This is a genomic window from Streptomyces sp. AM 2-1-1, from assembly GCF_029167645.1.
Taxonomy (GTDB): Bacteria; Actinomycetota; Actinomycetes; order Streptomycetales; family Streptomycetaceae; genus Streptomyces.
This window is the reverse complement of the sequence record NZ_CP119147.1, coordinates 914,089-926,506: the sequence shown is the minus strand read 5'-3', so window position 1 is coordinate 926,506 and position 12,418 is coordinate 914,089. Positions and strand designations below refer to the sequence as shown.

At 74.2% G+C, this 12,418-nt stretch carries 10 protein-coding genes; 4 read left to right on the top strand and 6 right to left on the bottom strand.

The window, feature by feature from the left end; all coding sequences use genetic code 11:
• Positions 1-1,374, bottom strand: coding sequence for a crotonyl-CoA carboxylase/reductase (gene ccrA / locus PZB77_RS03885; RefSeq protein ID WP_275491109.1), 1,374 nt, complete (start codon positions 1,372-1,374; stop codon positions 1-3).
• A gap of 392 nt (positions 1,375-1,766) precedes the next feature.
• A complete protein-coding gene (locus tag PZB77_RS03880; RefSeq protein ID WP_275491108.1) occupies positions 1,767-2,573 on the bottom strand; it encodes a GNAT family N-acetyltransferase in 807 nt (268 codons plus the stop codon).
• Positions 2,574-2,717: 144 nt separating this feature from the next.
• Here PZB77_RS03880 and PZB77_RS03875 point away from each other — a divergent pair, with 144 nt between their 5' ends.
• From PZB77_RS03875 to PZB77_RS03865, 3 genes are all read left to right on the top strand, one after another.
• Positions 2,718-3,521: a restriction endonuclease gene (locus PZB77_RS03875; protein ID WP_275491107.1), complete on the top strand. Its 804-nt coding sequence runs from the start codon at positions 2,718-2,720 to the stop codon at positions 3,519-3,521.
• A gap of 180 nt (positions 3,522-3,701) precedes the next feature.
• Complete coding sequence (locus PZB77_RS03870) at positions 3,702-5,480, top strand: histidinol-phosphate aminotransferase family protein (RefSeq protein ID WP_275491106.1); 1,779 nt, start codon at positions 3,702-3,704, stop codon at positions 5,478-5,480.
• A complete protein-coding gene (locus tag PZB77_RS03865) occupies positions 5,477-6,280 on the top strand; it encodes a phosphatidate cytidylyltransferase (RefSeq protein WP_275491105.1) in 804 nt (267 codons plus the stop codon). The genes PZB77_RS03870 and PZB77_RS03865 overlap by 4 nt, the downstream gene beginning before the upstream one ends.
• 31 nt (positions 6,281-6,311) lie before the next feature.
• Here the strand turns inward: PZB77_RS03865 and PZB77_RS03860 are convergent, their stop codons facing one another.
• Both PZB77_RS03860 and PZB77_RS03855 read right to left on the bottom strand, forming a co-directional pair.
• Entirely contained in the window at positions 6,312-7,136 is an 825-nt protein-coding gene (locus PZB77_RS03860) for a TetR family transcriptional regulator (protein ID WP_275491104.1), read from the bottom strand.
• Positions 7,137-7,227: 91 nt separating this feature from the next.
• Positions 7,228-9,009 (bottom strand): 3-hydroxyacyl-CoA dehydrogenase, encoded by a 1,782-nt coding sequence (locus PZB77_RS03855; protein ID WP_275495901.1) that lies wholly within the window; start codon positions 9,007-9,009, stop codon positions 7,228-7,230.
• 387 nt (positions 9,010-9,396) lie between these two features.
• Here PZB77_RS03855 and PZB77_RS03850 point away from each other — a divergent pair, with 387 nt between their 5' ends.
• Complete coding sequence (locus PZB77_RS03850; protein WP_275491103.1) at positions 9,397-10,062, top strand: adenylosuccinate lyase; 666 nt, start codon at positions 9,397-9,399, stop codon at positions 10,060-10,062.
• Here PZB77_RS03850 and PZB77_RS03845 read toward each other — a convergent pair.
• Together PZB77_RS03845 and PZB77_RS03840 are read right to left on the bottom strand one after the other, a co-directional pair.
• Positions 10,031-10,627: a GNAT family N-acetyltransferase gene (locus PZB77_RS03845; RefSeq protein ID WP_275491102.1), complete on the bottom strand. Its 597-nt coding sequence runs from the start codon at positions 10,625-10,627 to the stop codon at positions 10,031-10,033. The two genes, PZB77_RS03850 and PZB77_RS03845, sit on opposite strands and share 32 nt — an antisense overlap.
• A gap of 124 nt (positions 10,628-10,751) precedes the next feature.
• On the bottom strand, positions 10,752-12,344 hold the full coding sequence (locus PZB77_RS03840; RefSeq protein WP_275491101.1) for an alpha/beta hydrolase: 1,593 nt from the start codon (positions 12,342-12,344) through the stop codon (positions 10,752-10,754).
• Between the last annotated feature and the right edge of the window lie 74 nt (positions 12,345-12,418).

The following is a 12,418-nucleotide window of genomic DNA, read 5'->3' as shown; positions in this document are numbered from 1 at the left end:
TCAGACGCTCGGGGTGGAGGGGGTGGAACGTTCCGCCGGGGTGTCCCGGAACAGGTTGATGGCGTCGATGTGCTTCGCGCGCAGCTCCTCGTCGCGCACGCCCATCCCCTCGCGCGGGGCCAGGGCGAGGACGCCGACCTTGCCCTGGTGGACGTTGCGGTGGACGTCGTGGGCGGCCTGGCCGGTCTCCTCCAGCGTGTACACGCGGGAGAGCGTCGGGTGGATCTTCCCCTTCGCCACCAGCCGGTTCGCCTCCCACGCCTCGCGGTAGTTGGCGAAGTGCGAGCCGACGATCTTCTTGAGCGACATCCACAGGTAGCGGTTGTCGTACTCGTGGGTGTACCCCGAGGTGGAGGCGCAGGTCACGATGGTGCCGCCCTTGCGGGTGACGTAGACGGAGGCGCCGAAGGTCTCGCGTCCGGGGTGCTCGAAGACGATGTCGACGTCCTCGCCCCCGGTCAGCTCGCGGATGCGCTTGCCGAACCGCTTCCACTCGCGGGGGTCCTGGTGGTGCTCGTCCTTCCAGAACTTGTAGCCCTCGGCGCTGCGGTCGATGATCGCCTCGGCACCCATCCGCCGGCAGATCTCCGCCTTCTGGTCGTTGGAGACCACGCAGATCGGGTTGGCGCCGCCGGCCAGCGCGAACTGGGTGGCGTACGAGCCCAGGCCGCCGCTGGCGCCCCAGATGAGGACGTTGTCGCCCTGCTTCATGCCCGCGCCGTTGCGCGAGACGAGCTGGCGGTAGGCGGTCGAGTTGACGAGCCCGGGGGCCGCCGCCTCCTCCCAGCTGAGGTGGTCGGGCTTCGGCATCAGCTGGTTCGACTTGACGAGGGCGATCTCGGCGAGGCCGCCGAAGTTGGTCTCGAAGCCCCAGATGCGCTGCTCGGGGTCGAGCATCGTGTCGTTGTGTCCGTCGGACGACTCGAGTTCGACGGAGAGGCAGTGTGCGACGACCTCGTCGCCCGGCTGCCAGGCGTTCACGCCGGCGCCGGTGCGCAGCACGACGCCCGCCAGGTCGGATCCGATGACGTGGTAGGGCAGGTCGTGACGCTTGGTCAGCTCACTGAGCCTGCCGTACCGCTCCAGGAAGCCGAAGGTGGAGACCGGCTCGAAGATCGAGGTCCAGACGGAGTTGTAGTTCACCGAGCTCGCCATGACGGCGACCAGGGCTTCGCCCGGGCCGAGTTCGGGCAGCGGGACTTCGTCGAGGTGGAGCGACTCGCGTGGGTCCTTGTCCCGCGTGGCCCGTCCCTCGAACATGCCCTCCTCGTCCTTGTGCACGGTCACCGCGCGGTACGACTCGGGGAGGGGCAGCGCCGCGAAGTCGGCTGCGGTGCTGTCCTGCGACTGGATCGCGTCCAGGATTTCCTTCACGGTGATGCCTCCGGCGGATGGTGTCTCCCCTGCTCGAACGGGCCGAGAGGCAGGGGAACGCTGGTGAGGAACGCTTCGGTGGTCCCCGCGGACGGGGAGCGGTGCGGTTCTGGAGGTGTGCCGTCGGTTCGGCGGGTGGTGCTCGGCGTGCTCGGTGGAGCGGAAGGGTGCCTGTGACGCAGGCGTCCGGGCGCGCGGGCACGGTCGGCTCGCGGGGACAGCCGGCGTACGTGAGATCCGGTACGCCGGCCGCCCGGACGCCTTCAACGTATGGCACTGCGTGACAGCTGACAAGGCACCGAGTGCCAACAATTTCTCTCAGTTGTCATCGGGGCGGCACGCATGAGCAACACGATGGGCGCTCCGACGCCTTCCGGGCCGCAGGGCATGGGTTACGACGCGATGCGGTACACGTACGGCGTCGTGGTCGTGAGCGCCGCGAAACCCAGCCGCGCCAGGATCGGGGCCGAGGCGTCGGAGGCGTCGACCTGCAGGTACTCGGCCCCGCGCGCGGCGGCGGTACGGGCCCGGTGTGCCACCAGGGCGCGGTAGACGCCGCGCCCCCGCCACGCCGGATGCGTACCGCCGCCCCAGAGCCCCGCGAAGCGCGTACCCGGATATAGCTCCATCCGCGCCGCGCTCACCGGCAGCCCGTCCGCCACCGCAACCAGCCCGAAGAACTCCTCGGGTGCCGCGGCCAGCCGGGCCAGCATGTGGTCGCGCAGCCACCCGGCGTCCGCGCCGAACGCCGCCTCGTGCGCCTCGGCCATCAGCCGCACCCCGACGGCGTCGCGCACCTCGCGCACCTCGACCCCGGCGGGCGGGCCGGCGTCGGCCGGCAGGTCCGCCACCGCCGCCACCATCAGCGTCTCGGGGGGCTCGGGGACGAAACCCGCCGCCTCCAGCCGTTCCGCCAGACCGGCGGGGCGGTCGTGCCCGTAGAGCTTCCACTCGAACGACGTGACACCGCGTGCCGCACCGAGCGCCGTGAAGTGGGCCACCTGCGCGGCGACGACAGCCCCGGCCGCGCTCACGTCGAGCGCCGGGTCCGACCACACGACGCCGTTCCAGTCGTCGGGGCCACCGCTCCGGCGGACCACCGGCCCGTCCCGGTCCACCCGCTCACCAGGGCCGTCGGGACGGGCGTGTTCCCGCATCTCGTGATCGAACAGGGCCAGGAGTTCCTCGTGGGTACGCATCGGCGTACCCGACCACACGGCGCGGACCCCGGCCACCGGATTTCGGCCGGACCCGCGTCGATCACCCGTCTGCGGGCAGACGCCCCATCAGATGATCTTGCGCTCGCAGGACCGCACCGGACACGACAGGGGTGGGGAGCAGAGATGCCGACAGCGATACGAGGACGCGCGCACAGGACGCGGGGCGAGTTCAGTCTCCGCCGCACGGCGGTGGGATTCGTCCTCGCCGCCTTGCTCCTGGTGGCCGGCGGGATGCTGCTCCGTACGGTCGGGGCGAGCGCCGGACACCACCCCCTCCTGTGGGGCGCGCTCGCCCTGGCCGGCGCCGTGAGTGCCCTGGGCATGCTGCGCCGACGCCACCGCCGCCGGGCCGCCGCCCGGGTGGCGGCCGCCGTCACCCAGGCCGCCGAGGAGCTGGTGGACAACGCACTGGCCGAACTCGACGAGGCGAACGCGCTTCCCGCCCCGGCCCCCGCCCCGGCCCCCGCCCCCGCCGCGGTCCTCCTGCCGGAGCCGGAGCCGGTCGCGGCGGACTTCGCCGCCCTGGACCCGTACGCCTTCGAGGAGGCCGTGGCGGACCTCTGCCGCCGGGACGGCTGCCGGGACGTGGAGGTGGTGGGCGGCGCCGGGGACCTCGGCGCCGACGTGCTCGCCACCGCCCCGGACGGCCGGCGGATGGTCGTCCAGTGCAAGCGCTACGGGCCCACGAACAAGGTCGGCTCGCAGGACCTGCAGCGGTTCGGCGGAACCTGCTACGCCGTCCACGGCGCCGAGACCGCGGTGGTGGTCACCACCGGCGAGTTCACCGCGCCCGCCGCCGAGTACGCGGCGGCCTGCGGCATCGTCTGCGTGGACGCGGACGGGCTGACGGGCTGGAGCGAGGGCACGCTGGCGCCGCCCTGGGAGCTGCCGGTGGCCCACGTCGGCGGCCTGCCCGAACCGGCCTGAGGACATGCGGCCCGGGGCGGAGCCGGAGCCGTCGTCGGCGTCCGGGCCCGCCCTCTCCCATGCACACGGGGAGCCCTCGCACCTGAGTACGGGTACTCGGACCGGACGTGCGAGGCGGCTCTGACGCGGCGGACGCCCGTTGCGGATGATGCAGTCTCCGCCGCGTCGAAAGAGGCTTTGATGGAATGTGACCCGCAGGTGCGTGCCGCCACCGCGGAGGATCTCGAGTGGATCCACGAGCTGCGCCACCGGGTGTACGCGCAGGAGCTCGGCCAGCACGCACCGAACGCGGCCGGCCGCCTGCGCGACGGACTGGACGGTGAGAACGTCTACCTCGTCGCGGCGCACGGCGAGGTGCGCACCGGCTTCATCAGCCTGACCCCGCCCTGGCTGAAGCGGTACGCGCTGGAGAAGTACCTGTCCCGCGAGGAGTTGCCCCTCCTGACCGAGGACGACCTGTTCGAGGTGCGGCTGCTCACCGTCGAGCCCGGCCGGCGCACCTGCGGGGCGGCGCCGCTGCTGATGTACGCGGCGTTGCGCTGGATCGCCTCCCGGGGCGGCCGGCGGGTGGTGGCGATGGGCCGCACCGAACTGCTCGCCATGTACCTGGCCGCGGGGCTGCGGCCGGTCGGACACACCGTCCGCAGCGGGGCGGTGACGTTCGAGGTACTGACCGGCAGCGTCACCGAACTCACCAGGGCGGCGGGGGACCGCCACCGCGCCACGGTGGAACGTCTGCGGACCCGGGTGGACTGGCAGCTGGACGCGCCGTTCGCGCCCCGGCCGGACGGCTGCGAGCACGGAGGGCTCTCGTTCACCGCCATCGGGACCGGCTTCGGCGACCTGGGCCGCCGCCACCGGGTTGTCGCGGCGGACGTGCTGGACGCCTGGTTCTCACCGGCCCCCGGCGTCCGCGCGGCGCTCACGGACGACCCGGAGTGGGCCGCCCGCACCTCGCCGCCGACCGGCGCCGAGGGACTCCTCGCGGAGATATCCCGCGCCCGGGGGCTACCCGTGGGAACGCTCGTACCCGGCGCCGGCTCGTCCGACCTGATCTTCCGGGCCTTCGGCCGGTGGCTGACCCCGCGGAGCAGGGTGCTCCTCCTGGACCCGGGCTACGGCGAGTACGCCCACGTCACGGAGAGGGTGATCGGATGCCGGGTGGACCGGTTCCGGCTGCGCCGCGAAGATGGCTGGCGGGTGGACCCGGACCGGTTGTCCGCCGTCGTGGAGCACGGCCGCTACGACCTCGTCGTGGTGGTCAACCCGAACAACCCGACCGGACGCCACGCACCCGCCGCCGAACTGCGCTCCGTGATCGCCGCCGCGCCCGCCGGGACCCGCTGGTGGATCGACGAGGCGTACCTGGGCTACGTGGACATGGACGAGTCGCTCGCCGGCCTCGCCGCGGTGGATCCGCGGGTGGTGGTCTGCAGCTCCTTGTCCAAGATGTACGCACTCTCCGGCATGCGGGCCGCGTTCCTGGTGGCCGACCCGGCCACCGCGACGGAGCTGCGCCGGCGTACGCCGCCCTGGTCGGTGAGCCTCCCCGCCCAACTGGCCGCGGTGGCGGCCCTGCGCGACCCGGCGTACTACCGCGACCACTGGCGCCGCACCCACGCGCTGCGTCGCCGGCTCGCCGCCGACCTCGCCGCACTGGACGAGACCCTGGCGGTTGAGGAGGCCGTGGCCAACTGGCTCACCGTGACGCTGCCCCCAGGTGGCCCGAGCGCCGCACAGGTGGTGGAGGAATGCCGCCGTCACGAGGTCTACCTGCGCGACCTGTCGCCCATGTCGTCCGAGTACCAGGGGCGCACGGTGCGCGTGGCGGTCAGGGACACCGCCGAGAACGCGCGCATCGTGGCGGCGTGCCGGGCCGCACTGGACGCGCTGCGGCCGCGAGCGGTCCCGCTCGTCCCCCTGCCGGGGAGCGCGCCGGCCGCCGCGACCGCCCGGTGATCACGGCAGCTTCGCTGGCGCCCGGCCTCGGTGGGGCCCTGGTGGCGGGCGGTGTCGCGGTGGCGGCTTCCCGGCGCCGCGAACTGATGGTCCGGTGGTGCGCCTGGGCGGTCGGAGTGCCGCTGGTCACCGGCGCGTTCTGGTGGGGGCGCCCGGGCGCCGCGGCCGTCGCCCTCGTGGTCGGCGTGATCGCGGTGGCGGAGTTCGGCGGGCTGATGCGGATGAACCGCGTGGACCGGGCGGTGCTCACCGCGGCGGTGACCGGGGTGGTGCTGACCGCTCTGCTGGCCCCCGGTCAGGAGGCCCGGGCGATGGCGATCGGCGCGCTCGCGGTCGCTTCGGCGCCGCTCCTGGCCGGCGACGCCGACCACGGCCCGCGCCGGCTCGGCGCCGGCCTGCTCGGTCTCGCCTGGCTCGGCGTCCTGGCGGCGCTGGTTCCGCTCGGAGCGAGCGCACTCGCGCTCTTCGTGGCGGTCTCGGTCGCCGACATCGTGGCGTACTTCGCCGGCCGGCGTCTGGGCGGGCCGCGGCTGTCGCCCCTGTCACCGGCCAAACGGTGGAGCGGGACCCTGGCCGGGGCCGCGGCGGGCCTGGGCGCGCTCGCCGCACTGTCCGCGTTCACCCCGCCGATGGCGGTCGCGGTGGCGGTCGGAGGCCCGGCGGGGGACCTCCTCGAGTCCATGATCAAGAGAGGCGCGCAGGTCAAGGACGCCGGGCGGTGGCTACCGGGCTCCGGCGGTCTGCTGGACCGGATCGACTCGCTGCTCCTCGCGCTGGCCGTACTGCTCGTCCTTGGCTGACGCCCGGCGGCCGGGCGGCGGCCGCGCCTGCTCAGCGCTCCTTCAGCGCCTGCTGGATCGTCCGCATGACCTCGTCCAGCGGGGCGTCCGTCCGCGCCACCGCGACCAGTACCTCCCCGTCCGAGGCCACCGACGCGGCGGGCGCCGCGGGGGGCTTGGCCGGCTCCGCGCCGGCGGTCCGGCCCGCGCCGATACCGGTGCCGAAGGTCTCCCGGACGATGGCGAAGGCGTGGTCGAGCTGCGCCTCCACGTCGCCCTGGCCGTCCGCCCGCAGCCAGCGCCGCAACACGTGGTTGTGGGCGGTCACCACCGCCGACGCGGCGACCTCGGCGAGCAGCGGATCGTCGTTGCCCACATGGCTGTCCCGCTCGTCGAAGTGGCCCAGCAGATAGCGCGTGAAGAGTCGCTCGTAGCGGGCCACCGAGGCGATCTCGGCCTCGCGGAGCGCCGGCACTTCGCGGGTGAGCTTGTAGCGGGCCACCGAGACCGCGGGCTTGGCCGCGTACATCGTCATGACCTCTTTGATGCCCCGGCACACCGTGTCGAGCGGGTGCTCGTGGGCAGGAGCCGCGTTCAGCACCGCCTCGGCCCGGACCAGGGTGTCGTCGTGGTCCGGGAAGATCGCCTCCTCCTTGGACCGGAAGTGCCGGAAGAAGGTCCGCCGGGCCACGCCCGCGGCGCCCGCGATCTCGTCCACGGTCGTGCCCTCGTACCCCTTGGTCGCGAAGAGCTCCATCGCCGCGGCAGCCAACTCGCGGCGCATCTTCAGCCGTTGGGCGGCGGCGCGGGTGACGGCCGTGCTCTCCGGGGCGTCGGAGGCGGCGGTGGCACGGGGTGACCTGGCGGGCTGGGACATGGTGTGAACGTACTGCATCGGGGCGGCCGGGTGCGTCCGAGGGGGCGGGCCGCCCGGAGGCCCGAGCAACCCGCCCCAGCAGGCACCGGGATCAGCGCCGGGCATGTTCGCGGAAGCCGCGCCCCGTCTTGCGGCCCAGGCATCCCGCCGCCACCAGGTGCTCCAGCAGCGGGGCCGGAGCCAGCCCCGGGTCGCGGAACTCCTGGTGCAGCACCTTCTCGATGGCGAGGGAGACGTCCAGCCCCACCACGTCCAGCAGCTCGAACGGGCCCATCGGGTAGCCGCCCCCGAGTTTCATCGCCGCGTCGATGTCGTCGAGCGTCGCGTAGTGCTCCTCGACCATCTTGATCGCGTTGTTGAGGTAGGGGAAGAGCAGCGCGTTCACGATGAACCCGGCCCGGTCCCCGCAGTCCACCGGGTGCTTGCGCACCTTCACGCACACCTCCCGCACCGTGGCGTGCACGTCGTCGGCGGTGAGCACCGTGCGCACCACCTCGACGAGCTTCATCGCGGGTGCCGGGTTGAAGAAGTGCATCCCCACCACGTCCTGGGGACGGGCGGTCGCGCGTGCGACGGAGACGACCGGCAGTGAGGAGGTCGTGGTGGCGAGCACCGCGCCCGGCTTGCAGACCTTGTCCAGGGTCGCGAAGAGCTGCTGCTTGACCAGCAGGTCCTCGGCGACCGCCTCCACGGCGAGGTCCACCTCGCCGAACGCGTCCAGCGAGCCGGCCGGAGTGATCCGGGCGAGCGTCTCCTCCCGGGCCTCGGCGGTGAGCCGCCCCTTGGCGACCGAGCGGCCGAGGGAGGTGGCGATCCGGCCCTTGGCGGTGTCCGCCTTCTCCTGGGACCGGGCGGCGAGCACCACCGCGTACCCGGCCTTGGCGAAGACCTCGGCGATGCCGGACGCCATCGTGCCCGAACCCGCCACGCCCACCCGGCTCACCGGGCGCCCGGCCACGGCCGCCGCGCCCTCGCCGGGGGTGAGCGCGTCCGGGACGACGTCCTGACTGCCGGGCGCCGCGTACGAGTAGAAGCCGCGGCCCGCCTTCCGGCCGGTCAGCCCCGCCTCGCTGAGCTGGCCCAGCACCGGCGCGGGGGCGTGCAGACGGTCGTGCGAGGCCGCGTACATGGCCTCCAGCACCGTACGCGCGGTGTCGATGCCGATCAGGTCGAGGAGCGCCAGCGGCCCCATCGGCAGTCCGCAGCCGAGCCGCATCGCGGCGTCGATGTCCTCGCGGGAGGCGTAGTTCGCCTCGTACATCGCGGCGGCCTGGTTGAGGTAGCCGAAGAGCAGACCGTCCGCCACGAACCCCGGGCGGTCGCCGACCGCGACCGGCTCCTTGCCGAGTTCACGCGCCAGCCGGGTCACGGCCTCCACCGCGGGCGGGGCGGTCAGCACCGAGGAGACCACCTCCACCAGCTTCATCACCGGGGCGGGATTGAAGAAGTGGAGCCCGAGCACCCGCTCCGGACGCCGCGACTCGGCGGCCAGCCGGGTCACGGACAGGGCATTGGTACCCGTCGCCAGGATCGTGCCCGGCGCCACGACCGCGTCCAGTTCCCGGAACACCTGCTGCTTGATCTCGTACGACTCCGGCACCACCTCGATGACCAGTTCGGCGTCGGCGGCGGCCGACAGGTCGCAGGCGGTACGGAAACGGGTGAGGACGTCGGCGCGCTCCTGCTCGGTGAGGCGCTCCCGCCGCACGGCGCGGGCGGTGGACGCCTCCAGGGAGGCGACCGCACGGCGGCCCGCCGCCTCGTCGATGTCGATGCCGATGACCTCGCGGCCGGCGCGGGCCAGGACCTCGGCGATGCCGGTGCCCATGGTGCCGAGGCCGACGACGGCGATGGTGGAGAAGGGGGTGTCCATCACGGGACTCCAGGGTGAGTGACGACTGTGAGGGAGCACGGCGCGCGGGGGAACGGAACGAGGAACGCGCGCGTGCGGAAGGCGTGTCGAGGTGCGGGGCCGGGCCGCGGGACACAGGTCCCGGCCCGGAAGGGGGACGGACCCTGTCCCGGGTCGCGTCCCACGGTGGCTTTCGCGTCGCACGAAGCCGCCGAACCGACGAGCACTCCGGGTGGCTGCGTCACCAGGCCACCGGAGCTGTGCGGGAGTTCATCCCGCTCACATGAGAGTAACCGGCGAGTAACGAGCGCGCCAGCCCGCAACCCTTGTGCGCTGGACCACACTTGGCCAGATGTGCGAACGCCCGCACTCCGCGCACGGAGCGTGCCCGCGGCTACGCTGAGCGTCATGGACGAGGAGCCCGGACCACGCGGCGCGGAGGGAAACACCGACGCGGAGGGACCGCTCGCCGCCGGGCGGGGAGCGCTCGTCGCGGTGCCGGGACCGCTCGCGCGGCGGTTGCGGGGCGAAGCCGGGCCGGCCGGGGAGCGGGAGTACGTCCGGCTCGCCGCCACCGCCGACCCCGAGGAGCTCGCCCGGGCACTGGTCGAACCCGGCCGCCCCCTCTGGGCCCGCGAACTCGCCGCCCACCGCCTCGGCCGCGCAGGGGACCGCCGGGCCTTCGAGCCCCTCGTACTGCTGCTCAACCACCGCGACCCCGCGCGCTGCGCCGCCGCCGTCCGCGCGCTCGCCGAGCTGCGCGACCCGCGCACGCCCCGCGCGGCCGCCGCCCTCGCCACCAACCCCCTGCGCACCGCGTACGCCCTGTACCCGGTGCGGCTGCTGACCGCGCTCCGCGCCCCCGAATCCACTCCGGCCCTCATCGCCACCCTGGAGCGGCTGCTCGTACCGGGGGAGCCGCACCGGCCGGTCGCCTCGGCCTGCGTGGACGGGCTCGGGCAGCTCGGCGACGCGCGGGCGCGGCCCGTCCTGGAGTCGGCGCTGCGGTACGCCGGGCTCCGCGCCGCCGCCGACGACGCCCTCAGCCGCCTGGGGGCGTCGGGGGCGGCGTGAGCGCCGCCACGTACCGGACCTCGGACACCATCAGCCCGCCGGCGTCGAAGTCCTCCGCGGCGCCGTCCGGAAGGAATCCCGCGCGCTCGTAGAAGCGGCGTGCCCCGGTGTTCTCGCGCAGCACCCAGAGCGCCAGTGTCGGGAACCCGTCCGCCGCCGCCCTCGCCATGACCTCCGCGAGCAGAGAACCGCCGGTCCCGGCTCCCGTGCGACCGGGCAGCACGTAGATCGCGTACAGCTCCCCGCCCCGGGTCCGCCGCCCGTCGTCCTCGCGGTAGGCGCCGTACACCGCCCAGCCGACCACCTCCTGCCCCGGCGTACCGGGCGCCCCCGGCGGCCCGGCCACCGCCACCAGGTTCACCGCGCCGCCCTCCGCGAGCCGCTCGCGCCGCAGTTCCGTCTCCCGCCCGACGTCCATCGCGTCCAGGTGCGCCTGCGGCATCAGTCCCCGGTACGCGGACTGCCAGCCGCGCACCCGGATCGCCGCGACGGCCCCGCAGTCCCCGTCCGTCATCTCGCGCAGCCACGTACCCGGGGAGGGCGGTGAGGTGTGTCCTGTCGTCATGGAGGTCATCCTCGGACACGCCCCACCGGGGAGCCCCGGTGGGGCGCCGGCGGCGGGACGACCGCCGCCGGAACCGGGTACGCGGCAGCGCGCCGCGCCGTACCGCCGCCTCCGCGCCGCCGGGTCAGCCCCGGAAGCCGAGCAGCCCGTGCAGGGTGCCGCCGCCGTTGCCGGAGGTGGTCCCGCTGTCCGTCGCGCGCAGCGCCTTCCCGGCGGGGAGCGGCTCGGGGTCGGGCCGTGCCGTGCAGACCGCGTCCGCGCCCCCGCCGCCGGCCCGGGGCGGGACCGTCCCGGTCGCGAGGTACCGGGACAGGTGGGTGTCGAGACAGGTGTTGCCGCTCAGCGTGATGCCGTGGTTCCCGCCGCCCTGCTCGACGACGAGGCGCGAGCCCTTGAGCTTGCGGTGCATGCTCAGCCCTCCCTCGTACGGGGTGGCCGCGTCCTCGGTCGCCTGGAAGAGGAGCACCGGTGGCACCGCGTCGTTGGAGATGCGGACGGGGGAGAGCGGTTCCACCGGCCAGGAGGCGCACGGCGCGTTGTACCAGGTGTTGTTCCAGGCGATGAAGGGCGCCTTCGCGTGCACCGCCCGCGCGTCCGCGCGCCAGGTGCTCCAGTCGCGGGGCCAGCCGGCGTCGCGGCACTGGACCGCCGTGTAGACGGAGTAGCCGTTGCTGTCGTCGCCGGCCTCCCCGAACCGTTCGTAGGCGGCGAGGAGCGCCTTCTCGTCGCCGTCGTTCACGTACGAGGCGAACGCCTCGGCGAGGTGGGGCCAGTAGCCGTTGTAGTAGCCCCCGGGCAGGAAGGTGTCCTCCAGTTCGCCGGGCCCGACCTTGCCGCCGGCCGGCTTCCCGGCGACCGCCTCCCGCATCCGGTACCAGGCCGCCTCGACGGCGTCGGGGTCGCTGCCGAGGCGGTACGTCGCGTCGTTCCTCGCCACCCAGGCGGCGAACGCCTTGTGGCGGGCGTCGAACGCGTAGTCCTGGGCGATGTTGTCCTCGTACCAGACGCCGTCGGGGTCCACGACGGAATCGAGCACGAACCGCCGCACCCGGTCGGGGTGGAGCTGGGCGTAGACCGCGCCGAGGTAGGTGCCGTAGGAGTAGCCGAGGTAGTTGATCCGGCGGGCGCCGAGGGCTTCGCGGATCACGTCCAGGTCGTGGGCCGCGCTCACGGTGTCCATGTACGGCAGCAGGTCGGCGTACGCGTCGCCGCAGGCCCCCGCGAACGCGGCGGCCCGGTAGCGGAGCGCCCGCTCGGCGGTGAGGGACGCCGGCACCGAACCCGGGCGCACCGGCGCGAAGTACCCCGGGGCGCAGTCGAGCCTCGGCGTGCTCCTGCCGACCCCCCGGGGGTCGAAGCCGATCACGTCGTACTCGGCGGCGACCTTCGCGGGCAGCGCGGTCGAGACGAAACCGGCCAGGTTCAGCCCGCTGCCGCCGGGCCCGCCCGGGTTGACCAGCAGCGGACCCTGGAAGGTCTTCGCGGTGTGCGGGACGCGGGTCAGCGCGAGCGTGACCTGGCGTCCCCCCGGTCGGGAGTGGTCGAGCGGGGCCCGGACCGAGGCGCACTGGAGCGTCGGCCGGGCCTCGGTGGCGCAGGCGGTCCACCGCAGCGGGGCGGGGCCGGTGTCGGCGGTCGCCGGAGCCGGCACGCCGGTCACCAGACCGGCGACCACCGCGCTCGCGGCGACCAGAATTCCTGCACGTGCTGTCGTCATACGGTCTCCCGGGGGCGAGGGATCGCGACTGCTCGGGGCGCAGCCTCGGCCGGATGCTCCCCGCGATCGGCGGG

What these genes read in the sequence shown, in the direction of transcription:
- PZB77_RS03845 (WP_275491102.1), bottom strand. Translation starts at nt 10,627, where the DNA reads ATGACGACAGGACACACCTCACCGCCCTCCCCGGGTACGTGGCTGCGC.
- PZB77_RS03855 (WP_275495901.1), bottom strand. Translation starts at nt 9,009, where the DNA reads ATGGACACCCCCTTCTCCACCATCGCCGTCGTCGGCCTCGGCACCATG.
- PZB77_RS03840 (WP_275491101.1), bottom strand. Translation starts at nt 12,344, where the DNA reads ATGACGACAGCACGTGCAGGAATTCTGGTCGCCGCGAGCGCGGTGGTC.
- PZB77_RS03850 (WP_275491103.1), top strand. Translation starts at nt 9,397, where the DNA reads ATGGACGAGGAGCCCGGACCACGCGGCGCGGAGGGAAACACCGACGCG.
- PZB77_RS03870 (WP_275491106.1), top strand. Translation starts at nt 3,702, where the DNA reads ATGGAATGTGACCCGCAGGTGCGTGCCGCCACCGCGGAGGATCTCGAG.
- PZB77_RS03875 (WP_275491107.1), top strand. Translation starts at nt 2,718, where the DNA reads ATGCCGACAGCGATACGAGGACGCGCGCACAGGACGCGGGGCGAGTTC.
- PZB77_RS03880 (WP_275491108.1), bottom strand. Translation starts at nt 2,573, where the DNA reads ATGCGTACCCACGAGGAACTCCTGGCCCTGTTCGATCACGAGATGCGG.
- PZB77_RS03860 (WP_275491104.1), bottom strand. Translation starts at nt 7,136, where the DNA reads ATGTCCCAGCCCGCCAGGTCACCCCGTGCCACCGCCGCCTCCGACGCC.